The following is an 18,303-nucleotide window of genomic DNA, read 5'->3' on the forward strand; positions in this document are numbered from 1 at the left end:
TTTATTCCGGTAGCCCGATTCGGCGGAGTTCTCTGTTACTAATTCAGTCGGGAAGTGAAATTGGAACGGACTTAGTCGAATGCCCACGGACAGGTCGGGGACCGGTCAGGGTGGGGTGTCGCCGCGTCGTGCGGTCGTGTCGAGGAGTTCCGGCAGGTCCTTGAGGCGGTCGAGGCCCTTGACCGCGCGGGCCATGCGGTGGTTGGCGGCCAACCGGTCGCGGTGGCGGTGCAGGAAGGCCCAGTAGCCGGCGGTGTAGGGGCAGGCGCGGTCGCCGGTACGGTCGGTGGGGCGGTAGGCGCAGGGGCCGCAGAGATCGCTCATCCTGTGGATGTAGGCGCCGCCGGAGGTGTAGGGCTTGGTGGTCATGAGGCCGCCGTCGGCGTACTGGGACATGCCGACGACGTTGGGGAGCATCACCCAGTCGTAGCCGTCGACGAAGCAGCGGTGGAACCAGTCGGTGACGGCCGCCGGGTCCCAGCCGTCCTGGAGGGCGCGGCTGCCGAGCACCATCAGGCGGGGGATGTGGTGGGTCCAGCCGGTGTCCCGCACCTGGGCGAGCACGGTGGACAGGCAGTTGGCGGTGACCGCGTCGGCGTCCAGGTCGAGGAACCAGTCCGGCAACGGGGTGTTGTGGCGCAGCGCGTTGCGGTGGCGGTAGTCCTCGCCGAAGTGCCAGTAGAGATGCCAGACGTACTCGCGCCAGCCGGCGATCTGCCGTACGAAACCCTCGACGCTGTTGAGGGGCGCGTCGCCGGCGCGGTAGGCCCGCTCGGCGCGTTCCACGCATTCGGCCGGATCGAGGAGCCCGAGGTTCAGGGGCGCGGACAGCAGGCTGTGGCTCATCACGGGGTCGGCCGCGAGCATGGCGTCCTCGTGGCTGCCGAAGTCCGGCAGCCGGTGAGTGACGAAGTGCCGCAGCGCGGACAGCGCTTCGCGCCGGGTGGCGGGGAAGCGCCTGGGGCCGTCGCGGCCCACGAAGGAGACGGCGCCGTCGCGTTCCCAGCGGTCGAGGTCGTGGCGGACCTCCTCGTCGATGGCGTCCTCGCGCGGTCGCCAGGGGCCCCTGACGTCGAGCGTCTCCTGCCCGCGCGGCGGGGGTTCTCGGTTGTCGTGGTCGAGATTCCACCGCCCGCCGGCGGGCTCGTCGCCGTCCATGAGCAGGTCGTGCTGTCCGCGCATCCAGCGGTAGAAGCCTTCCAGCCGCAGAGCTTGTCCGCCGCCGCGCCCGGCCCACCCCGCGAAGTCGTCATGGCTCACCATGAAGCCCTTCGCCGGCAGGACCTCAACGCCCTTGAGCGCGTGGACGAAGTCCAGCGCCCGGCGCGAGGTTGGGTGACAGACAGTCAGCCGGTCACCCGCGTCCCCGTCATGAGCGGCCGGCCGGCGGGACGACCGGGAGGACGGGTGGCCGAGGGCCTTCTCCAGGCCCTCGGCGTACGTCTCGGCCTGGACATACGTGACCCGGTCCCCGAGTTCGGCGGCACGGTGCCGCATCGCCGAGAGCACCAGATGGGCTTTGGCCCGGTGGAAACGGCGCCGGCGCAGCACCGACCGCGACTCGATCATGATCACCGGTGCCCGGGCGTCGGGGCCGCCGTGACGTGGATTGACGAAATGCGGACCGAGTTGGTCCCCGAACAGCCAGTGGGGGCGTGGCGCCATGGGTTTCGCCTCTCGCAGTCGCTGCCCCGCGCGGGGACAGGACCTTGGTGCCGGAGAGGTGGCCCACGCACTGGGGCGGTGCTCGCGGGGATCACCGGATCTCCCGCCCGACCGATGCTGTCAGCCTCCACCCGCACCCGTACGCCGACACTCCGTCGGACCCTCGCGGCGTCCCCGCCCGCCCCCGGCCGTCGGCTCGGAGCGGAGTCAGCGATTCAGTGAGCTGAGGTAGGACGCGAACTTCTCCAGGCCGTCGATGTTCCGGGGGCCGCTGATCCCCTCGTTGTAGTCGAGGACGAAGAACTGGTTCTTCCGCACGGCCGGAAGTTCGCTGGTGCGAGGTGACTTCCTCAGGAAGTCGATCTTCTCCTTCGCCGGCTGGTCGCCGTAGTCGAGGATGATGATCACCTCGGGTGCCGCCCGTGTGACGGCTTCCCAGTTCACCTGGGTCCAGCGCTCGTCGAGGCCGTCGAAGATGTTCCGGGCCCCGGCGGTCTTGATGATGTCGTTGGGCGGGACCTGACTGCCGGCCGTGAACGGCTGGTCCGTGCCGGAGTCGTAGAGGAACACCGGCAGGGGGTCGGTCTTCGGCGCGGCAGCACTGACCTTGTTCACGCGCTCTTTGAGGGCGTCGACGACCTCGGTCGCCCTGTCCTCCACGCGGAAGATGCTGCCGAGCCGTTCGAGGTCGGTGTAGAGGCCGTCGAAGGGGGCCGTCTTCTCAGGAAAGCCGGGGTAGTTGTAGCAGCTCTCGGTGTGCATGAAGCTCTGGATGCCGAGTCTGTCGAGGATCTCGGGTGTGATGCCGCGCCGGTCGCTGAAGCCGGAGTTCCAGCCGGCGACGACGAAGTCCGACTTGTGGGAGACGACGAGTTCCTTGTTGAGCAGGTCGTCGCTGAGCATCTTGACCTTGTCGTACTCGGCGGCCCAAGGGGATTCGCTCACCGGCGGGTTGGCCGGGGGCATGACGTAACCGAGTACGTGGTCGGTGAGGCCGAGGCTGAACAGCTTGTCGGCGCTGCCGCCTTCGTAGGCGACGGCCTTCTTCGGGACGGTGTACGGGACGGCTTCGCCGCACCGGCGCACCTTGACCTCGGCGTCGGCCTTGGTGTCGGTCTCGATGTCGGCGCCGCAGCCGCTCAGCAGGACGGCGAAGGTCAGGGCCGAGCCCAGCAGGGCGGGGCGGCGTAGCGCGGGACGTGGGGACATGGGTCTCTCTCTGTTCATGAGTGCCGTTGATGAGTTCTGTTGACGGGCGCTGTTCATGGGCACTGTTCAGGGGCGAGTTGGGAGTACGTACAGCAGTTGGGGATCGCCGGTGTGCGGGTGGCGTACGACATCGGCCCGGACGCCGAACACCTCCCGCAGGAGTTCGGCGGTGAGGACCTCCTCGGGGGTGCCCGAGGCGACGAGGCGCCCTTGGGAGAGGACGGCGAGCCGGTCGCAGGCGGCTGCCGCGAGGTTGAGGTCGTGCAGGACGACCAGGACGGTCAGGCCCGATCCGCGCAGCAGGGAGAGCAGTTCGATCTGGTGGCGGATGTCGAGATGGTTGGTGGGCTCGTCCAGGACCAGGATCCTGGGCTCCTGGACCAGGGCGCGGGCCACCAGGACGCGCTGGCGTTCGCCGCCGGAGAGGGTCAGGATCCCGCGATGGGCGAGATGGCCGATGTCGAGGCGGGCCATGGTGCCGGTCACCAGGTCCCGTTCCCGTTCGCTCAGGTTCTGGTTGCCGCGCAGATGCGGGGCCCGGCCCAGCGCGACGACCTCCTCGACGGTGAAGTCGAGGTCGACGGAGCTGTCCTGGGTCATGGCGGCGAGGGCCCGCGCGCTCTCCCGCAAGGTCAGCGAGGAGAGGTCGCGCCGGTCGACGAGCACCGTTCCGCCGGTGGGTCTCAGCGCGCGGTAGACGCATCGCAGAGCGGTGGACTTGCCGCTGCCGTTGGGGCCGACGAGACCGATCACCTGGCCGGTGCCGACGTGCAGTGACAGGTCCCGCACCAGGGTCCTGCCGTCGAGCGCGAACGTCACGCCGTCGAGGGAGAGTTCCATGTCAGCGGCCTCCGAAGAGGTAGCTCTTGCGGCGCATCAGGGTGATGAAGACCGGTACTCCGACGAGCGCGGTGATGACGCCGAGCGGCAGTTCGCGCGGGGCGGCGAGGGCGCGGGCGATCAGGTCGGCCCACACCATGAAGACCGCCCCGGCCAGGGGCGCGAGAGCCAGGACCCGTGCGTGTCCGGCGCCGGCCACCAGGCGTACGAGGTGGGGCATGACCAGTCCGACGAAGCTGATCGCGCCGCTGACGGCGACCATGACCCCGGTCAGCAGGGAGGCGAGGACGAGCAGGAACCGCCGGTGCCGGTCGGGGCTGATGCCGAGGCTGACCGCGGTCTCGTCGCCGAGTGCCAGGACGTCCAGGGAACGGCTCTGCCGGTGCAGCACCGCGATGCCGAGCAGGACGGTCACGGTCACGACCGGCAGGGCGGCCCAGCTCGCCGCGCCGAAGCTGCCCATCGTCCAGTACAGGACGGTGCTGGTCGCCTCGCCGTTCGGCGCGAGGTAGATGATCACGCTCATCACGGCCTGGAGTCCGAACGAGACGCAGACGCCGGTCAGTACGAGCCGCAGCGGTGACAGGGCGCCGCCGCGCGAGGAGGCGACGTACACGAGGAGGGAGGCGAACAGCGCGCCCGCGAACGCCCCGGTCGACACCGCGTGGAGACCCAGCCCGGCGAGCCCCCCGGTGACCGTGACACCGACGGCGCCGACGGAGGCTCCGGAGGAGACGCCGAGGACGAACGGGTCGGCGAGCGCGTTGCGGACCATCGCCTGGACGGCGACACCGACGGCGCTCAGCCCGGCGCCCACCAGGGCGGCGAGCAGTACGCGCGGGGTGCGGATCTCCCAGATGATCTGGTACGTCGTGATGTCGGCCGCCTCCACGCGGCCTCCGGCGAGCGCCGCCCACAGGAAGCGAGCGGTGTCGGCGGGCGGGACCGGCGCCGGGCCCAGGCTGATGGCGAGGAGTACGGAGCCCGACAGCAGTACGGCGAGGGCCGCGCACATGGCCGCGACGGCCGCCGGACGGTGGAGCCGCCCCGCGACGGCGGCGGGCTTCTCGGGAGTCGGAGTCGCGGGGGCCGGGATCGCGGAAGTGCCCGCCTCCGGGACTTCCACCGGCGTGAACGTGTCTGTGGGTACGGGAGTTGGCGTGGTGTGACGGGGTGTCAACGGGTCCGCCGTTCACGCGTGGCCACGGGCGCGGGGGCAGGCGCGCGGTTCCAGTTCATCCGGGACCAGGGGTGGGCGAGATCGTCGAGCGTGGACACGGTGCGCGGGGCGAGAGCGTCGGCCGGCTGCGCCGTGCGGTGGCGGGCGAAGACCGAGTCGGTGTAGCGGTGGCCGGTGTCGGCGGCGATGAAGAGGAAGGTCCGGCCCGGATCGCGGTCCCGCTCCCACCGGGCGGTGAGGTAGGCGGCCCCGGTGGAGAGTCCGGCGAAGACGGCGTGTCGGCGCAGCAGGTCGACGCTGCCGGCGAGGGCGGTGCCGAAGCCCAGCCAGTGCAGGGTGTCGTACAGGGTGTGGTCGACATTGGCGAAGGGGATGGAACTGCCGATTCCGGCGATGATGATGTCGCGGTCGGGCACGTGCTCGCTGCCGAAGGTGACGCTGCCGAACGGCTGCACGCCGATGAGGCCGACGCCGGGTGAGTGTTCGCGCAGCCTGCGGGCGAGTGCCCCGGTCGAGGCGCCGGATCCGACTCCGCCGACCACGGTGAGCGGGCCGGTGCCGGTCTCCTCGTGGACACGGTCGGCGACGGCCCGGTAGCCGAGGTAGTGGATGTCGTCGTGGTACTGGCGCATCCAGTGGTAATCGGGGTGCCGGGCGAGGATCTCGTGAATGCGGGCGACCCGGCGCTTCTGGTCGAGCTTCAGGTCGTCGCTGGGGTCCATCTGCTCGAACTCCGCGCCGAGCACGGCGAGTTGCGTGCGCAGGGTGTGGTCAACGGTCGTGGAGCCGACGATGTGGCAGCGCATGCCGTAGCGATGGCAGGCCAGGGCGAGTGCGTACGCGTAGATGCCGCTGGAGCTGTCCAGCAGGGTGTCGCCGGGCCGTACGGCGCCGGTGTCGAGCAGGTGCCGTACCGCCGCCGTGGCGGAGACCGCCTTCATGGACTCAAAGCGCAGACAGATGAGCCCTTCGTCCAGGCGTATCAGGTCGGGCCGTCCGATCGCGTCGGCGATGTGCTCGTCCATGGCGGGACTCCTCGCTGGTCGTGAACGACGTGAAAGGTGTGCGGGGTGTGCGGGGTTCGGCCGGCTCGGCCGGCTCGGCCGGCGTACGGGTCGTGAAAGTCCGGGTCACGGGAATGCCGTCGCGGTCCAGGGCGGCAGCGCAGCGGCGGAGGCGGGCCGCCAGGTCCGTGGCCGCGGGGTCGAAGAGCAGCCCGGCCACGCTGCCGCTGTGCGCGATCTGCACGCCCACCGCCCCCGTCCGCTCGGCGACACGCGTCAGGCGGTCGAACTCCGGGTGGCGCAGCACCCGTTGGGCGCGCCGGGCGCTCTCGGTACTGACGTGCCCCAGCAGCCGGGTGTCGCCTTCGGCGACCGCCCGCCGCAGCAATGAGCGCAGCCGCTCGTAGGCGCGCACGTCGTCGTCGCCGCGGGCGGGGGCCGGGAGGGACAGGGTGTCCACGGGCCGCCCCGCGCCCAGGGCGCAGCCGACCACCACGGCGGGCGGCAGCGCGTCGCCGAGGACTTCGAGGACCCGGCCCTCGCGCTGTGCGAACAGCAGTGGCCGGCCGTCGAGCATCAGCGGGTCGGACGCCCGCTCGGCCCGTACCGCGATACGGGCGACGGTCCGCGACGGCAGCCGCAGGCCGCAGGCGTCGGCGACCGCGCGTACCGCGGCGATGACATCGCTGCTGGACGACCCCATGCCCAGTCCCAGCGGGACATCGCCGCTGAGCCGCAACTCCACCCCACCGAAGGCGACTTGGGGGCGACGGGCGCGGCATTCCCGCAGGGCGAGGGTCGCGGCGCGCAGCGCCTTCGTCCGGTCGGGCGGGTCGACCGAGTGGCTTCCGGGCGGGGTGCCCGGTCGCAGTACGGCCTCGGCGCGGGTGCCGAGACCGGTCAGCGGCAGGGTGACCAGAGCGGCGCACCGTCGGCCGCGTCCGTCGAGGAAGACGCCTTGCAGGATCTCGCCGTGGTGGCAACTGGCGTACCCCGTACCGGAGATGACGGACGCGCCAGACGTACCGGATGCACCGGGCGTACCGGGCCCGCCCGGCGTGCCGGACCCGGTGCCGCCCGCTCCGGCCGTCACGCGCCGCCCCCGGCAGGCGCGCGGTAGCGGTACAGCGTCGTCGGCTCCGCGCTGAACTGGGAGAACGGGAACGGCTCGGCGGACAGGGCGCTCACGCCCGATCCCAGAAAGGCCCGTGCCACCGCGCTGCCCGTCTGGGCGTAGACGATCAGCGGCACCGCGCGTTCGCGGCAACGGGCGAGGACGGTGTCGAACGAGCCGTTGCTGAGGGTCATTCCGGTGGCGATGACGGCGTCGGAGTCGCCCAGCACCGTCTCCGCGCTGTCGCTCACGGGGTCTCCCCACTGGGTCGTACGCAGATTGAAGTCGCAGAGCAGCGGGCTTCCGCCGCGCTCGCGGATCGCGGCGACCAGCGGGTTGACCACGCCGATGAGCCCGACCTTCGCACCGGGCGCGATGTCCAGCAGACCGGCCACGGCCGCGTCACGGGCCTTCGCCCGGGTCTCCGGGGTCCCGGCGGGCAGGGCCACCCGCTCGGCGCGCTCCGTCCGGGAGTGCGGCTCGGCCTCGGTGAGGTACGCGTCGAGGGCGGCGATCCGGATCGGCCGGGGAGCCTCCCGCAGCAGTACGTCCAGGGGCATCCCGGACGCCTCCCGGCAGACGGCGGGGTCGACTTCACCGGCTTCGAAGGCGCAGGCTCCGAAGGATCCGCCGAGCCTGATGAGTACGTACTGGTTGAGGTAGGTGGTGTCGCCGCCGGCGAGGCGTGTGCCGTGGTGGACCCAGAACGCGCTGGTGGCCGTGAGTCCGGCCGGGTCCGGGCCATGCGCTCCCGCCAGGACGTCGGACATCAGACCGTCGACGGTGCGGGGGCGGGCCGGACGGGCGGCGGCGGAAGTACGCGCGGTCATGACCGGGCTCCCCGGGTCAGCCGGAACAGGAAGGTCAGGACGCCGTCCTGCCAGTCGTGCAGATGGTCGATCTCCGCGGTGAACCCCTGTTCCAGGGCGTCGCGCACGATCGTGCGCAGGTCGGCGGTGTTGGAGGCGACGAGGTAGATCTCACCGCCGTCGGCGAGCAGATCCCGTTCGCGGATCCGGGTGAAGAACCGCGCCACGAGGGGTGCGCCCGCACAGACGTTGCGCACGACGGCCGGGTCGTCGCTGACCCGCTGGCTGACCGCGGGCGGGTTGAACGTGATGACGTCCAGCCGCACATCCGGCGCCAGGCCGTCGAACATGTCGCCCACCACGGGGACGAAGTCGGTGCCCTCGCGGGCGCCGACGAGCCGCCGGTAGTGGCGGGCGGCGGTCTCCACGCTCTCGGCGTGGATGTCCATCGCGTAGATCTCGCGGGCCCCGCGGACACCTGCGGCGACGGCCTCGACCCCCAACCCGGCGCCCATGGCGCCGTATCGGCGGCCGCGTACCTCGATCCGGCCGTCGAGCAGCCGCTCGTGGATCATCCTGCTGGTCGCGCCCGGCAGGAAGACGCCCCGTGGTGCCTCGAAGTCCCAGCCCTCCCAGGTGTAGGCGCGGGTGGTGTGCGGATCGGCCTTCGGCCGGTTGAGCGCGATGATCCGCGCCGCGGGGAGAGGCGGTGGGAGCTGTTCCAGCAGAGCGGGTCCGGTCGCTGTCGGGTCCATCAGGTCCTCCGGTGCGAGAGGGGACAGATATGGCCGTGCCCCTGGCAGGGAGGAGCGAGCCAGACCGAACTATAACGATAATCATTTTCATCTTGCTACCCTTGAGCAGCCGCGGGCGGCCACGCCGTTCCGTACTCCGCCGCCGTCCCACACGTCACGACGCCCCGTCCCACGGGCACTTGACGGTGGCGGAGCCGTATCAGCCGGCCCCCGATGTCAGGAGCGTCACACCGTGCCGACCGCACCCCGCACGACAGAAATCGCCAAGTCCGCCCCGCCGCCCGCGCGTTCGGTGCTGCGGGACACCGCCTTCCTGCGGCTGTGGTCGGGCGCCACCGCGTCGGGGCTCGCCACCTGGGCCCTGCCGTTCGTGCTCGGCCTCGCAGTGCTCGACCGGACGCTGTCCCCCGCCGCGCTCGGCCTGCTCCTGGCCGCCCGCACCGTCGGATTCCTCGCGGCGGTCCCCGTGGGCGGGGTGCTGGCGGACCGGCACTCCCGGCGCGGAGTCGTCCTGTGGTCAGGAATGGCGGCCGCGGCCTCCGCACCACTGCTGGCCGCCGGACTGGGGCGCTCGCTTTCCCTGATGGCGCTCGCCGCCGCACTCGCCGGGGCCGGGCAGGGCGCCTGCCGGCCCGCGTTCCAGGCGCTCACGGCGGAAGTCGTCGACACCGGGCGCAGGCAGCAGGCCAACGCGGCCATGACGCTCTCCGTCCGCGTCAGCACCCTCGCGGGGCCGGCCCTCACCGCGCTGCTCGCGGTCGCCCTCGGCACCGGGACACTGCTGCTGGGCATCGGGGCGCTCTGGCTCGTCGCCGCGCTCACCCCCGGTCGCGGCACATCCGACCGCGCACCCGACCGCGCACCCGCCGCCGTGCCCTCACCCGAACGTCCCTCGTTCCTGGCGGAGTTCGCGGACGGGGTACGTGAGGCACGCAGGCACCCCTGGTTCATCGCCACGCTCGCCGCGCTGACCGCCGTCATAGCCACGGGCTACTCCGCGACCGGTGTCGCGCTGCCCCTGGTCAGCAGGGACCGGTACGACACCGGCGTGGTCCTCGCGGCGGCCACCACCGCGTACACCGCCGGCGCCCTCGCCGCCGCACTGCTCATCGCCCGCTGGCGCCCGCCGTCCCAGGGCTGGGCCGCCCTCGCCGGTCTTGCCGCCTACGGCTTCGCACCGCTGAGCCTGCTCTTCCCGGTGCACCCCGCGGTCGTCGTCGCCGCGTACGCCGTCGCCGGAGTCGGCATCGAACTCTTCAACGTCCCCTGGTTCACCGCCACCCAGCGCGAGGTCGCACCCGACAAACTCGCCCGCGTCTCCTCCCTCGACTTCATGCTGTCGTACGGTCTCGCGCCGGTCGGCCTCGCGCTCATCGCCCCGGCGATCGACACCTTCGGCCCCCGCGCCGTACTCGCCGTCTGCGCGCTGATCTGCTTCGCGGCCCCGGCCGCCGCCGCCCTCGTCCCCAGCGCACGCCACTTCTCCCGTCGAACGGCGCCGGACGCGAACCCGGCGGCGTGAACGCCGCGGGCCGTGGGCTACGGCTCCGGTGTCGCTCCCCGGCGGCGGGTGGCGTCGAGGCTGCCGAGCAGGGCGAGTGCCTGAGCACTGGGACTGCCCGGTTCCGCGTGGTAGATCACGGCCTGCTGGCCGGGTGCTCCGCGTACGTCGAAGGACTCGTAGGTGAGTGACAGCGGTCCGACGTCCGGGTGGACGAGTTCCTTGGCGTCCCGGGTCTTTCCGTAGACGGTGTGCGAGGACCAGAGCGCGGCGAACTCCTCGCTCGCCCCGGTCAGGGCGCCCACCAGCTCGTACAGGCGTGGGTAGTGCGGTTCGAGGCCGGTGGCCTGGCGCAGGCTCGCGACGACCGCCTCGGCCACCCGCTGCCGCTGCGGGTAGAAGCCGCGCCCCGCCGGGTCGAGGAAGGTCATCCGGGCGAGGTTGTCCGCCGCCGCGAACGGGGAGAAGAGCGCGTCGGCAAGGCTGTTGGCCGCCAGGAGGTCCAGCGCCGGGTTGAGGACGAACGCCGGGGTGTTCGTGTACCCGTCCAGCAACCGGATCAGCGTCGGGCCGACCGTCTGTCTCGGCTGGGTCCGGTGACCGGCCGGCACGGTGTCAGCCAGCCGGTACAGATGCTCGTACGCCTCGTGATCCATGCGCAGGGCGCCGCTGATCGCGTCGAGGATCTGCGGCGAGGGGCTGCGCTCGCGGCCCTGTTCCAGACGGGCGTAGTAGTCGGTGTTCATGCCCGCGAGAACGGCGACCTCCTCCCGCCGCAGCCCTGTCACCCGGCGCCGGCCGTAGGAGGCGAGTCCTACGTCGGCGGGGCGCAGCCGTGCGCGGTGGGCGCGGAGGAAGTCTCCGAGTTCGTTGCTGGTCACCCTTCGAGGCTAGATCGCGCCGATACGGCGTACCAGGGTGCGCCGTACCCCGGCACAGGCTGTCCTGGCCGGTCGCCGCGCCGCCGCCCAGACTCCGAAACGTGAGCCGAACGCCACAGACACCCCCTCACTCATCAGGAGAACCGTCATGACGCGGACCGACATCAAGAACGTGGCCGTCACCGGTGCGAGCAGCGGCATCGGGGAGGCGACCGCACGCAGGCTGGCGGCGGACGGGCACCGGGTCCTGCTCGGCGCGCGCCGCACCGGCAGGCTGGAGCGACTGGCCGAGGAGATCACCGCGGCGGGCGGCACCACCGCGTTCCGGGAGCTGGACGTCACCGACGCGGCGAGCATGCGCGCGTTCGTCGATACGGCGCTGAGCGAGTACGGCCGGCTCGACGCCCTCGTCAACAACGCGGGCGTGATGCCACTGTCCCCGCTGGAGGCGCTCAGGACCGACGAGTGGGACCGCATGATCGATGTGAATGTGCGGGGAGTGCTGCACGGCATCGCCGCGGCGCTGCCCGCGATGCGCGCACAGGGCGGCGGGCACTTCGTGAACATCGCCTCCGTGGGCGCCTACGAGGTCTCGCCCACCGCCGCCGTCTACTGCGCGACCAAGTTCGCCGTCCGCGCGATCTCCGAAGGGCTGCGCCAGGAGTCCGCAGGGGACATCCGGGTCACCCTCGTCTCCCCGGGCGTGACCGAGTCCGAACTCGCCGAGACCATCTCCGACCCGGAGGCCAGGCTGGCGATGAAGAGCTACCGCGCCGTGGCGCTGCCCGCGTCGGCCATCGCGGAGGCCATCGCGTACGCCGTCTCCCAGCCGGCCGATGTCGACGTGAACGAGATCGTCGTCCGGCCCGCCGCGAGCGCCCAGTGACGCCGCGGAGGAACCGGAGGACGTCCGCCTCGACGGCCGGGGCCCGCTACTTGCTGACGGCGAAACGCATCAGGGCCTGCTCGTCGCCCTGCTTGATCTTGCCCGTCTCGTTGATCACCTGAAGCTTCCAGCTCGCACCTTCGCGCACCGCCTTGGCCACGACGCACCCGTTGTCGTTGCTGAGCAGGCTCGGCCAGATGTCGGCTACCTGCTGGATGCTGCCGCCCGTCGCGTCGTACACCTTGAAGCTGATGTTGCGCGCGCTCTGGAAGGAGCTGCGCTTCTTGTACGCGGCGGCTATGAACACGATCGACGTGATGTTGGTCGGCACACGGGAGAACTCGACGGTGACGGTCTCGTCGTCACCGTCCCCCTTCCCCGTCTGGTTGTCGCCGCTGTGCAGCAGCGAACCGTTCCCCAGCGGGTCCAGGGAGTCCAGCCCCGCCAGCCGTACCGGGTCCGCGCCCTGCACCGCGATGGCGATCAGGTCGAGGTCGGTGCCGGCCTTCTGCCGGAGCTTGCCCAGGACACCCCCGCTGCTTCCCACGGTCGGGTCCCAGGACACTCCGATGGACAGATGCGTCACCCCGTCCAGGTCGGCGGGACCGTCTTCCTTCGTCAGCGTGATCATGCCTAATCCTTCTGATGGCCGGAATAGTGCGATACCTGAAGTGTGCCTGGTGCCCTCGACCCCCGGTCAAGCAGGGCGCGAGGCCGTCTCCGCGAGCGCGGCGCCCCACGAACGGGATCTACAGGCGGATGACGACCAGGGCGATGTCGTCGCTGGAGCCCGCGGTGAGGTGGAGGCGTTCCAGGAGCGTGTCGGCCAGGGTCTCCGGGCTGAAGTCCGCGCAGGTTCCGAGTGCATCGGTGAGGCGGGTGAGGCCGGTGTCGATGTCCTCGCCCCGGCGCTCGATCAGACCGTCGGTGTAGAGGACGAGGGTGTCGCCGACCTCGTAGGTGACGCTCGCCTGGGGGCGGAGTACGTGCTCGATGCGGGCTCCGAGGGGCGGGTCGGTGGCCTTGTCGAGCAGCTCGGCGCTGCCGTTCCGGTGCAGCAGGACCGGCGGTGGGTGGCCCGCGCTGCTGTACATGATGAGGTGGCTGCGGGCGTCCACTATGGCCGTGACGGCGGTGGTCGCCAGGGCGCCGTCGAGCGAGCGGGCGTACAGGCCGAGGATCTCCAGGGCCTGGGCCGGGCCGGGAACGGTACGGCTGACGGCCGAGAGCGCGCTGCGGAGCATGCCCATGACGGTGGCGGCCTGGAGTCCGTGGCCGACCACGTCGCCCACGGCGACGGCGAACCGGGAGTCGGAGAGGTCGACCGTGTCGTACCAGTCCCCGCACACGTTGAGCGAGCCGATGGCCGGAAGGTAGCGCACGGCGATGTTCGGGTGCCTGGCCAGGTCCGGCGAGTGCAGCATCGCCTCCTGGAGCGTGACCGCGACCTGACGCTCCCGGCCGTGGGCGAGCCGCAGCTCCTCGTTCAGCCGCTGGAGCTCACGGGCGCGGGCGTAGAGCTCGGCCTCCATGCCCTCCTCGCGCGAGGTCAGCTCCCCGCCGCCCTGGTTGCGGAAGCGGCGGGAGCGCACGAAGGCGGTGACGTCCTCGGCGCGGTGGATGATGCACGTCACCCTGCCTTCGGAGTCGATGACCGGGGTGTTCACCGGGGACCACCAGTGCTCCGTGAACCGGCCCGCCCGGCGCTGGTCCGGGATGTCGTAGCGCTGCAACGCCATGGTGTCGGGCTCGCCGGTCTTCAGGACCCGGGCGAACGAGGCGGAGAGGTTCCTGACGCCGTCCGCGTCGGGGTCCTGGGGGTTGTCGGGGAACGCGTCGAAGATGTACCGCCCGAGGAGCTGCTCCCGGCGCAGGGCCGTCGCCCGCAGATAGGCGTCATTGACGTCGATGATCACCAGCTGCGGGTCGAGCACCAGGTAGGGGCTGGGCGACGCGGCGAACAGAACGGTGTAATCGATGTCCGGCATGATCGCTCCTGACCTGCCTGCTGCTCCTCTGCCCCTTTCCAAACTAAGGCCCACGGCGTCCGGCCACATCCGCGCCGGGCGAGGCGCGGATATGGCCGGTGAGCCGACAGGCCGACAGGCCGACAGGTCAGCAGGTCAGCAGGTCGGAGGTCAGCAGGTGACCACGCCGGGTGATCAGTAGAGCTTGGCGACGGCGGTGCGGGTGCTGTTACGGAACGGGCCGACCTCCTCCGAGAGGGTCCAGCCGAGGTGGCCGACCTCCAGGACGGTGACGGTGCGGCCGTCGCGGCCCACGGAGATCAGGTGGGCGTCGGCGATGCCGATCTCGGGGTGGGAGGTGTCGACGTTGTAGACGTCGGCGCCCTCCTCGACGGCGATCCCGCCGTGGTAGAACGCCTCGCCGATCGTGCCCGGGTACTCCACCGCGAGCCGGTCGAGGCAGCCGGCGATCCGCTGCTTCAGCTTGGTCGCCAGCGCCTTCGCCTTCGCCTCGGTGGCGGCGACGGTGGTGGTCTGGCGGCCGTTGGTGTCCAGGTCGGTACGGAAGTCCCGGTAGGAGGTGCCCGCCGCGGGGGCGACTCCCTCGGTGCATACGGAGCCGTACTCCGGCAGGCCCTGCTGTACCGCGTCGGCGACCCACGGGGTACTGGCGGCGGGCATCTGCCCCGCGGAGAGGAACTTCGGCGCCGGGCCGGCCGCGGTGGCGGTGGCGAGAGAGGCGAGGGTCAGACCCGTCACCGCGGCGGTCACCACGGCGGTGCGGATCGCGTTCGTTCTGATGGTCCTGGTCCTGGTCGTCATGATCGGGCTCCCCGTCGGCAGTACTGGTGATCGTGGTCGGCTGAACGATCACCAGCATTGGCGGACCCGGCCTGACCAGGCAAGACACCACGACCGGTGCGGAACGCCCGGAACCGTTCCACCCCCGCTGACGTGCCGTCATAAGCGGGGAGTGGAACGGTCGGCGGAACGGTCGGTACGTACCGGGGGCCCGCTACGCGATCGGCTTGGTCTTGGTGCAGTTCGTCCACTCGACCCAGGGGCGGGCCCCGCCGTTCTTGGGACCGGTGGCGTACGACGGGTTGCCGGTGATCGTCTGGTTCTTCTCCTCGTGCGTGATGTCGATGCCGAAGAGCTTGAACCCTGCCGTGACCTGGCCGGCGGAGATGCCGAAGCCGATGCCGAGGGAGGCGTTCCACCAGTCGGTGTTGGCGTTGTAGTCGAGCCGGGAGAGCTTGCCCTTGTCGTGGAGCAGGCGCTGCAGCGGTCCGGCGTCGCTGCCGGGGACTTCCGCCGCGTCCGAGGGGCTGGGCAGGACGTCACTGGCAGGGGAGTCGCCCCGGCCGCGCAGCCAGTCCTCGACCGTCTTGCTGTCGCCGTCGTTGTCGAGGACGACCTCGGCCGACTCGGTGTGGATCTGCGACTGGATGTTGCCGCCACCACCACCGACGTCGATCGTCACCGGCGTACCGGGAACATTGGCACCGGCACCCACCTGCACACCGGCGCCCTCACCGTTCTCCTGACTGGTCGTGATCACCAGCTTCTCCGGCCGGTGCTCCTTGCCGTCCTCTTCTTCCTGGTCGTACGTCGCGGCGTCGTAGGTCACGGAGACCTGCTGCATGCGGGTGGCCTTGCCCTGGGCGAGTTCACCGCCCTTGGCGTCGACGCTGAAGGTGTAGACGAAGGTGATCTTCCCGGCGTCGGGACCGGTGTTGGCGCGCATGACCACGACGTCCTCGGTCATCGTGCCGGAACCGAACTCGCCCGAGATGTTGCCGAGGTCGGTCGGCTTGCCGTCCTTGTCCTTGCCGCCCTTGCCCTTCGTGAACCCCTTGCCGAAGCTGACGCTGCCCGACGCCTCGGTGCTGGTCTTGGTGATGTCGACGTCCGGGGCCTTCTCCGGCGGCAGATCGGGCTTCTTCTTGTCGGCGTGGTAGCCGCAGATCATGCCGAGTTCGGAGGAACGGGGCCCGGCCGGGCGCGAGTTGCACTTGCCCTGGGCCTTCAGGTACTCGGTGAACTGCTTGGCGTCCTCCAGGTTCAGCTCGAGGTCCTTCTGCGAGTCGCCGGTCTTGTTGCCGTTGAACAGCCACTGACCGCCGCTGCCGCTGCCCTTCATGTAACTGCCGCTCAGCGAGGCACTGCCGCCCCACTCCTTCAGCCCGGGAATACCGGCCGAGATGCTGGCGGTCACACCGCCTCCGGACTCGGTCACGCGCTCCAGGGTGACCGTGCCGTCCGACCACTGCTGGAGCTTGATCTGCTCGGAGCTGCTGATCTTGATGAAGAGGATCTGGACCACGACCGTTTCCTTGGTCTGATCCTGGGAGAGCAGGCACTTCGCGGGCTGGAACGGATCGCCCGGTGGCGGTGGGGGCAGGGGCCCGCCGTCGTCTCCGCCGCCGCCTCCGCCGTCGCCGCCTCCGCCGCCCGAGTCGCAGCCCTCGCCGCCGTCACCGGCGTTGACGATGCGGCACACCGCGCCCTTCAGCGCCACAGAGGTGTCGTCGGGGACCGTCAAGGCCAGGATCGCGCCGACGATCGCGGCGACGACGCCTATGAGAGCGACGTACTCGACACCCCCCTGGCCCCGCTCGCCGCGACGCGGAGCCCTGTGCGCGCACCGTGTGCCTGTCATCCGGACTCCTCCATCCAGCGTTCCCGGCCTCCCCGCTCGGGAGATCTTCGGAGACTAGGGAGGGGTCCGGACCCAGTCGCAGGGCCTAGGGACCCACCTGTGGGCCCAGTTGAGTGATCCAGGAGTGAACGGGCCCGGAACGCAGCCCATACGGGCCATGGCGGCGTGGGTACGGGCGTAATCGGGCGCCTGCGGAGGAGCGGCCGACCGTACTCCCGGTGGCTTCAGGTAAGGGGCAAATGTGGTTGCTGGCGGCATGCCGGGCACTTACGGTCGGCCGTATGCCCGATGAATCGACGCGCGCCGCGCGGTTGTTGGATGCCCAGTCGAAGGCCGTCGAGCTGTTCGCGGAGATCGAGTCGCGCGGGCTGGTCGCGCCGGGGGCGGGTGAGCGGGCGGTCAGCGACGGGATCCGGGATCTGGCGAACGAGCTGTTCGGTACGACCCGACACTGGCACAAGCGGATCGTCCGGTCGGGACCGCACACGCTGTTCCCGTACAAGGAGAATCCGCCGGACCGGGTCATCGGCGAGGACGACATCGTGTTCGCCGACTTCGGGCCCATCTTCGAGGAGTACGAGGCCGACTTCGGCCGCACCTTCGTCCTCGGTGACGACCCGGTCAAGCTGCGGCTGCGGGACGACCTGCCCGAGGTGTTCGCGGCCGGACGCCGCTTCTTCGACAGCGACCAGGACCTCACCGGCAAGCGGCTGCACACCGAGATCGAGCGCCTGGCGGCGGACGCCGGCTGGGAGTTGGGCGGCTGGCACGCGGGGCACCTGGTGGGAGAGTTCCCGCACGAGACCATCGACGGCGCGGACGTGGAGTCGTACATCGCACCGGGGAACAGCACCCCACTGCGGCGGACCGACAAGGCCGGGCGCCGCTGCCACTGGATCCTGGAGATCCATCTCGTGGACCGGGTACGGGGGTTCGGCGGCTTCTACGAGGAACTGCTCGACCTCGGCTGATCCGTGGGCGATCCGCTGATCCCTGGGCAACCCGTACCGCACGAGAAGCACCGTCACGAGCGGGCACGGGTGCTCGCTCGTGACGGTGCGTCTTCCGACCATCTCGTTCATGTCGGCGTGCGGTCGGCGTGCGGGTCAGCTCGGCTCCCGGATCGGCCGGATCTACACTCCGCTGTGCGCCGCCGCGACCTCGGCCGTGGCCTTCAGCTCGCTCAGCCATCCTTCGAGGCCCTGGCCGAGGATCTCGGTCGCGAGAGGGACATTCGACTCGACCTGTTCGCCGACGTGGGTCTCCTCGGTGCTCACGCGGACACCACCCCTGACCTTGGTGAAGTTCCACACGTGGACACCGCGGTCGATACGCAGTCCCTCACCGATCGCGGGGCCGGTCCAGCGGATGCAGGACTCGCGCTTGAGCTGTTCGACGGTCGAGGTGATCTCCAGCGTGGTGGCGGGGGTTGTGGGAGTGGCCGGGACCGGGGTCGTCCAGCGGAAAGCCGAACCCGCCCTGAACGGACCGTGGTCGAGGCGCTCGATGGTCGCGACGGGGGCCTGCCAGGACGGCCAGCGCTCGACGTCCGTCTGAATCTTCCAGATGGTGCTCAGCGGCGCGTCGATCACGGTCGAGGTCTTGTATCTGATGAGGGCGTCCCGGTCGACGCCCTCCCCGCGGCAGGTGAGGGACTTGGCCGGGTGGTGCGGGGTGGCACCGGCCGGCGCGACGGCGGTGCCGAGGACGCCGAGGACGACGAGCGGGGCGGTGAACAGAGCGGCGCGGGCAGTCGTCCTGCGGGTGCTGGGCATGGTGGCGTTCCTCTTGTTCTCGGATACGGGGGCGGGCGACTCGGGCGGTCCGGAC

General features: G+C 70.9%; 18 protein-coding genes. 3 read left to right on the top strand and 15 right to left on the bottom strand.

Annotation, left to right across the window (positions count from 1 at the left end; genetic code table 11):
* Window positions 1-105: 105 nt before the first annotated feature.
* The 8 genes from ACFWHU_RS18375 to ACFWHU_RS18410 all read right to left on the bottom strand — a co-directional run bounded on the left by ACFWHU_RS18375 (window position 106) and on the right by ACFWHU_RS18410 (window position 8,576).
* A complete protein-coding gene (locus ACFWHU_RS18375; protein WP_387225622.1) occupies window positions 106-1,665 on the bottom strand; it encodes a cryptochrome/photolyase family protein in 1,560 nt (519 codons plus the stop codon).
* Window positions 1,666-1,872: 207 nt separating this feature from the next.
* Window positions 1,873-2,874 (bottom strand): ABC transporter substrate-binding protein, encoded by a 1,002-nt coding sequence (locus ACFWHU_RS18380; protein ID WP_385792216.1) that lies wholly within the window; start codon window positions 2,872-2,874, stop codon window positions 1,873-1,875.
* A gap of 66 nt (window positions 2,875-2,940) precedes the next feature.
* A complete protein-coding gene (locus ACFWHU_RS18385) occupies window positions 2,941-3,714 on the bottom strand; it encodes an ABC transporter ATP-binding protein (protein WP_385792215.1) in 774 nt (257 codons plus the stop codon).
* Between the two features lies 1 nt (window position 3,715).
* Window positions 3,716-4,729, bottom strand: coding sequence for a FecCD family ABC transporter permease (locus ACFWHU_RS18390; protein WP_387225703.1), 1,014 nt, complete (start codon window positions 4,727-4,729; stop codon window positions 3,716-3,718).
* 161 nt (window positions 4,730-4,890) lie between these two features.
* Complete coding sequence (locus ACFWHU_RS18395) at window positions 4,891-5,919, bottom strand: pyridoxal-phosphate dependent enzyme (RefSeq protein WP_387225625.1); 1,029 nt, start codon at window positions 5,917-5,919, stop codon at window positions 4,891-4,893.
* Window positions 5,840-6,991 (bottom strand): GHMP kinase, encoded by a 1,152-nt coding sequence (locus ACFWHU_RS18400; RefSeq protein WP_387225627.1) that lies wholly within the window; start codon window positions 6,989-6,991, stop codon window positions 5,840-5,842. Before ACFWHU_RS18400 ends, ACFWHU_RS18395 begins: the two co-directional genes overlap by 80 nt.
* On the bottom strand, window positions 6,988-7,842 hold the full coding sequence (locus ACFWHU_RS18405) for a Rossmann-like domain-containing protein (protein WP_387225629.1): 855 nt from the start codon (window positions 7,840-7,842) through the stop codon (window positions 6,988-6,990). The genes ACFWHU_RS18400 and ACFWHU_RS18405 overlap by 4 nt, the downstream gene beginning before the upstream one ends.
* Window positions 7,839-8,576 carry a methyltransferase gene (locus tag ACFWHU_RS18410; RefSeq protein WP_387225631.1) on the bottom strand — a complete coding sequence of 246 codons (738 nt, stop codon included), beginning with the start codon at window positions 8,574-8,576 and terminating at the stop codon, window positions 7,839-7,841. Before ACFWHU_RS18410 ends, ACFWHU_RS18405 begins: the two co-directional genes overlap by 4 nt.
* Before the next feature lie 232 nt (window positions 8,577-8,808).
* On the opposite strand from ACFWHU_RS18410, the gene ACFWHU_RS18415 reads away from it, so the two are divergent.
* Complete coding sequence (locus tag ACFWHU_RS18415; protein WP_387225633.1) at window positions 8,809-10,098, top strand: MFS transporter; 1,290 nt, start codon at window positions 8,809-8,811, stop codon at window positions 10,096-10,098.
* Window positions 10,099-10,115: 17 nt separating this feature from the next.
* On the opposite strand, the gene ACFWHU_RS18420 is transcribed toward ACFWHU_RS18415, so the two are convergent.
* Window positions 10,116-10,958 (bottom strand): helix-turn-helix transcriptional regulator, encoded by an 843-nt coding sequence (locus tag ACFWHU_RS18420; RefSeq protein WP_387225635.1) that lies wholly within the window; start codon window positions 10,956-10,958, stop codon window positions 10,116-10,118.
* Between the two features lie 9 nt (window positions 10,959-10,967).
* Complete coding sequence (locus ACFWHU_RS18425) at window positions 10,968-11,093, bottom strand: hypothetical protein (RefSeq protein ID WP_385792208.1); 126 nt, start codon at window positions 11,091-11,093, stop codon at window positions 10,968-10,970.
* A 13-nt stretch (window positions 11,094-11,106) separates the two neighbouring features.
* Between ACFWHU_RS18425 and ACFWHU_RS18430 the strand changes: the two genes are divergently transcribed.
* On the top strand, window positions 11,107-11,844 hold the full coding sequence (locus tag ACFWHU_RS18430) for an SDR family oxidoreductase (protein WP_387225637.1): 738 nt from the start codon (window positions 11,107-11,109) through the stop codon (window positions 11,842-11,844).
* A gap of 46 nt (window positions 11,845-11,890) precedes the next feature.
* Here the strand turns inward: ACFWHU_RS18430 and ACFWHU_RS18435 are convergent, their stop codons facing one another.
* From ACFWHU_RS18435 to ACFWHU_RS18450, 4 genes are all read right to left on the bottom strand, one after another.
* Window positions 11,891-12,475 carry a TerD family protein gene (locus ACFWHU_RS18435; protein ID WP_385792206.1) on the bottom strand — a complete coding sequence of 195 codons (585 nt, stop codon included), beginning with the start codon at window positions 12,473-12,475 and terminating at the stop codon, window positions 11,891-11,893.
* A gap of 118 nt (window positions 12,476-12,593) precedes the next feature.
* Entirely contained in the window at window positions 12,594-13,832 is a 1,239-nt protein-coding gene (locus ACFWHU_RS18440; protein ID WP_385792205.1) for a PP2C family protein-serine/threonine phosphatase, read from the bottom strand.
* Window positions 13,833-14,006: 174 nt separating this feature from the next.
* Entirely contained in the window at window positions 14,007-14,633 is a 627-nt protein-coding gene (locus tag ACFWHU_RS18445; protein ID WP_387225640.1) for a hypothetical protein, read from the bottom strand.
* 193 nt (window positions 14,634-14,826) lie between these two features.
* Complete coding sequence (locus tag ACFWHU_RS18450) at window positions 14,827-16,473, bottom strand: hypothetical protein (RefSeq protein WP_387225642.1); 1,647 nt, start codon at window positions 16,471-16,473, stop codon at window positions 14,827-14,829.
* Between the two features lie 281 nt (window positions 16,474-16,754).
* Here ACFWHU_RS18450 and ACFWHU_RS18455 point away from each other — a divergent pair, with 281 nt between their 5' ends.
* Window positions 16,755-17,444 (top strand): M24 family metallopeptidase, encoded by a 690-nt coding sequence (locus ACFWHU_RS18455; protein WP_387225644.1) that lies wholly within the window; start codon window positions 16,755-16,757, stop codon window positions 17,442-17,444.
* Window positions 17,445-17,606: 162 nt separating this feature from the next.
* On the opposite strand, the gene ACFWHU_RS18460 is transcribed toward ACFWHU_RS18455, so the two are convergent.
* Window positions 17,607-18,248: an SRPBCC family protein gene (locus ACFWHU_RS18460; RefSeq protein ID WP_387225646.1), complete on the bottom strand. Its 642-nt coding sequence runs from the start codon at window positions 18,246-18,248 to the stop codon at window positions 17,607-17,609.
* Between the last annotated feature and the right edge of the window lie 55 nt (window positions 18,249-18,303).

The sequence above is a fragment of the Streptomyces sp. NPDC060366 genome (assembly GCF_042725135.1).
GTDB lineage: Bacteria > Actinomycetota > Actinomycetes > Streptomycetales > Streptomycetaceae > Streptomyces.

What these genes read in the sequence shown, in the direction of transcription:
- ACFWHU_RS18375 (WP_387225622.1), bottom strand. Translation starts at nt 1,665, where the DNA reads ATGGCGCCACGCCCCCACTGGCTGTTCGGGGACCAACTCGGTCCGCAT.
- ACFWHU_RS18380 (WP_385792216.1), bottom strand. Translation starts at nt 2,874, where the DNA reads ATGTCCCCACGTCCCGCGCTACGCCGCCCCGCCCTGCTGGGCTCGGCC.
- ACFWHU_RS18385 (WP_385792215.1), bottom strand. Translation starts at nt 3,714, where the DNA reads ATGGAACTCTCCCTCGACGGCGTGACGTTCGCGCTCGACGGCAGGACC.
- ACFWHU_RS18390 (WP_387225703.1), bottom strand. Translation starts at nt 4,729, where the DNA reads ATGTGCGCGGCCCTCGCCGTACTGCTGTCGGGCTCCGTACTCCTCGCC.
- ACFWHU_RS18395 (WP_387225625.1), bottom strand. Translation starts at nt 5,919, where the DNA reads ATGGACGAGCACATCGCCGACGCGATCGGACGGCCCGACCTGATACGC.
- ACFWHU_RS18405 (WP_387225629.1), bottom strand. Translation starts at nt 7,842, where the DNA reads ATGACCGCGCGTACTTCCGCCGCCGCCCGTCCGGCCCGCCCCCGCACC.
- ACFWHU_RS18410 (WP_387225631.1), bottom strand. Translation starts at nt 8,576, where the DNA reads ATGGACCCGACAGCGACCGGACCCGCTCTGCTGGAACAGCTCCCACCG.
- ACFWHU_RS18425 (WP_385792208.1), bottom strand. Translation starts at nt 11,093, where the DNA reads ATGAGTGAGGGGGTGTCTGTGGCGTTCGGCTCACGTTTCGGAGTCTGG.
- ACFWHU_RS18430 (WP_387225637.1), top strand. Translation starts at nt 11,107, where the DNA reads ATGACGCGGACCGACATCAAGAACGTGGCCGTCACCGGTGCGAGCAGC.
- ACFWHU_RS18435 (WP_385792206.1), bottom strand. Translation starts at nt 12,475, where the DNA reads ATGATCACGCTGACGAAGGAAGACGGTCCCGCCGACCTGGACGGGGTG.
- ACFWHU_RS18440 (WP_385792205.1), bottom strand. Translation starts at nt 13,832, where the DNA reads ATGCCGGACATCGATTACACCGTTCTGTTCGCCGCGTCGCCCAGCCCC.
- ACFWHU_RS18445 (WP_387225640.1), bottom strand. Translation starts at nt 14,633, where the DNA reads ATGACGACCAGGACCAGGACCATCAGAACGAACGCGATCCGCACCGCC.
- ACFWHU_RS18450 (WP_387225642.1), bottom strand. Translation starts at nt 16,473, where the DNA reads ATGACAGGCACACGGTGCGCGCACAGGGCTCCGCGTCGCGGCGAGCGG.
- ACFWHU_RS18455 (WP_387225644.1), top strand. Translation starts at nt 16,755, where the DNA reads ATGCCCGATGAATCGACGCGCGCCGCGCGGTTGTTGGATGCCCAGTCG.
- ACFWHU_RS18460 (WP_387225646.1), bottom strand. Translation starts at nt 18,248, where the DNA reads ATGCCCAGCACCCGCAGGACGACTGCCCGCGCCGCTCTGTTCACCGCC.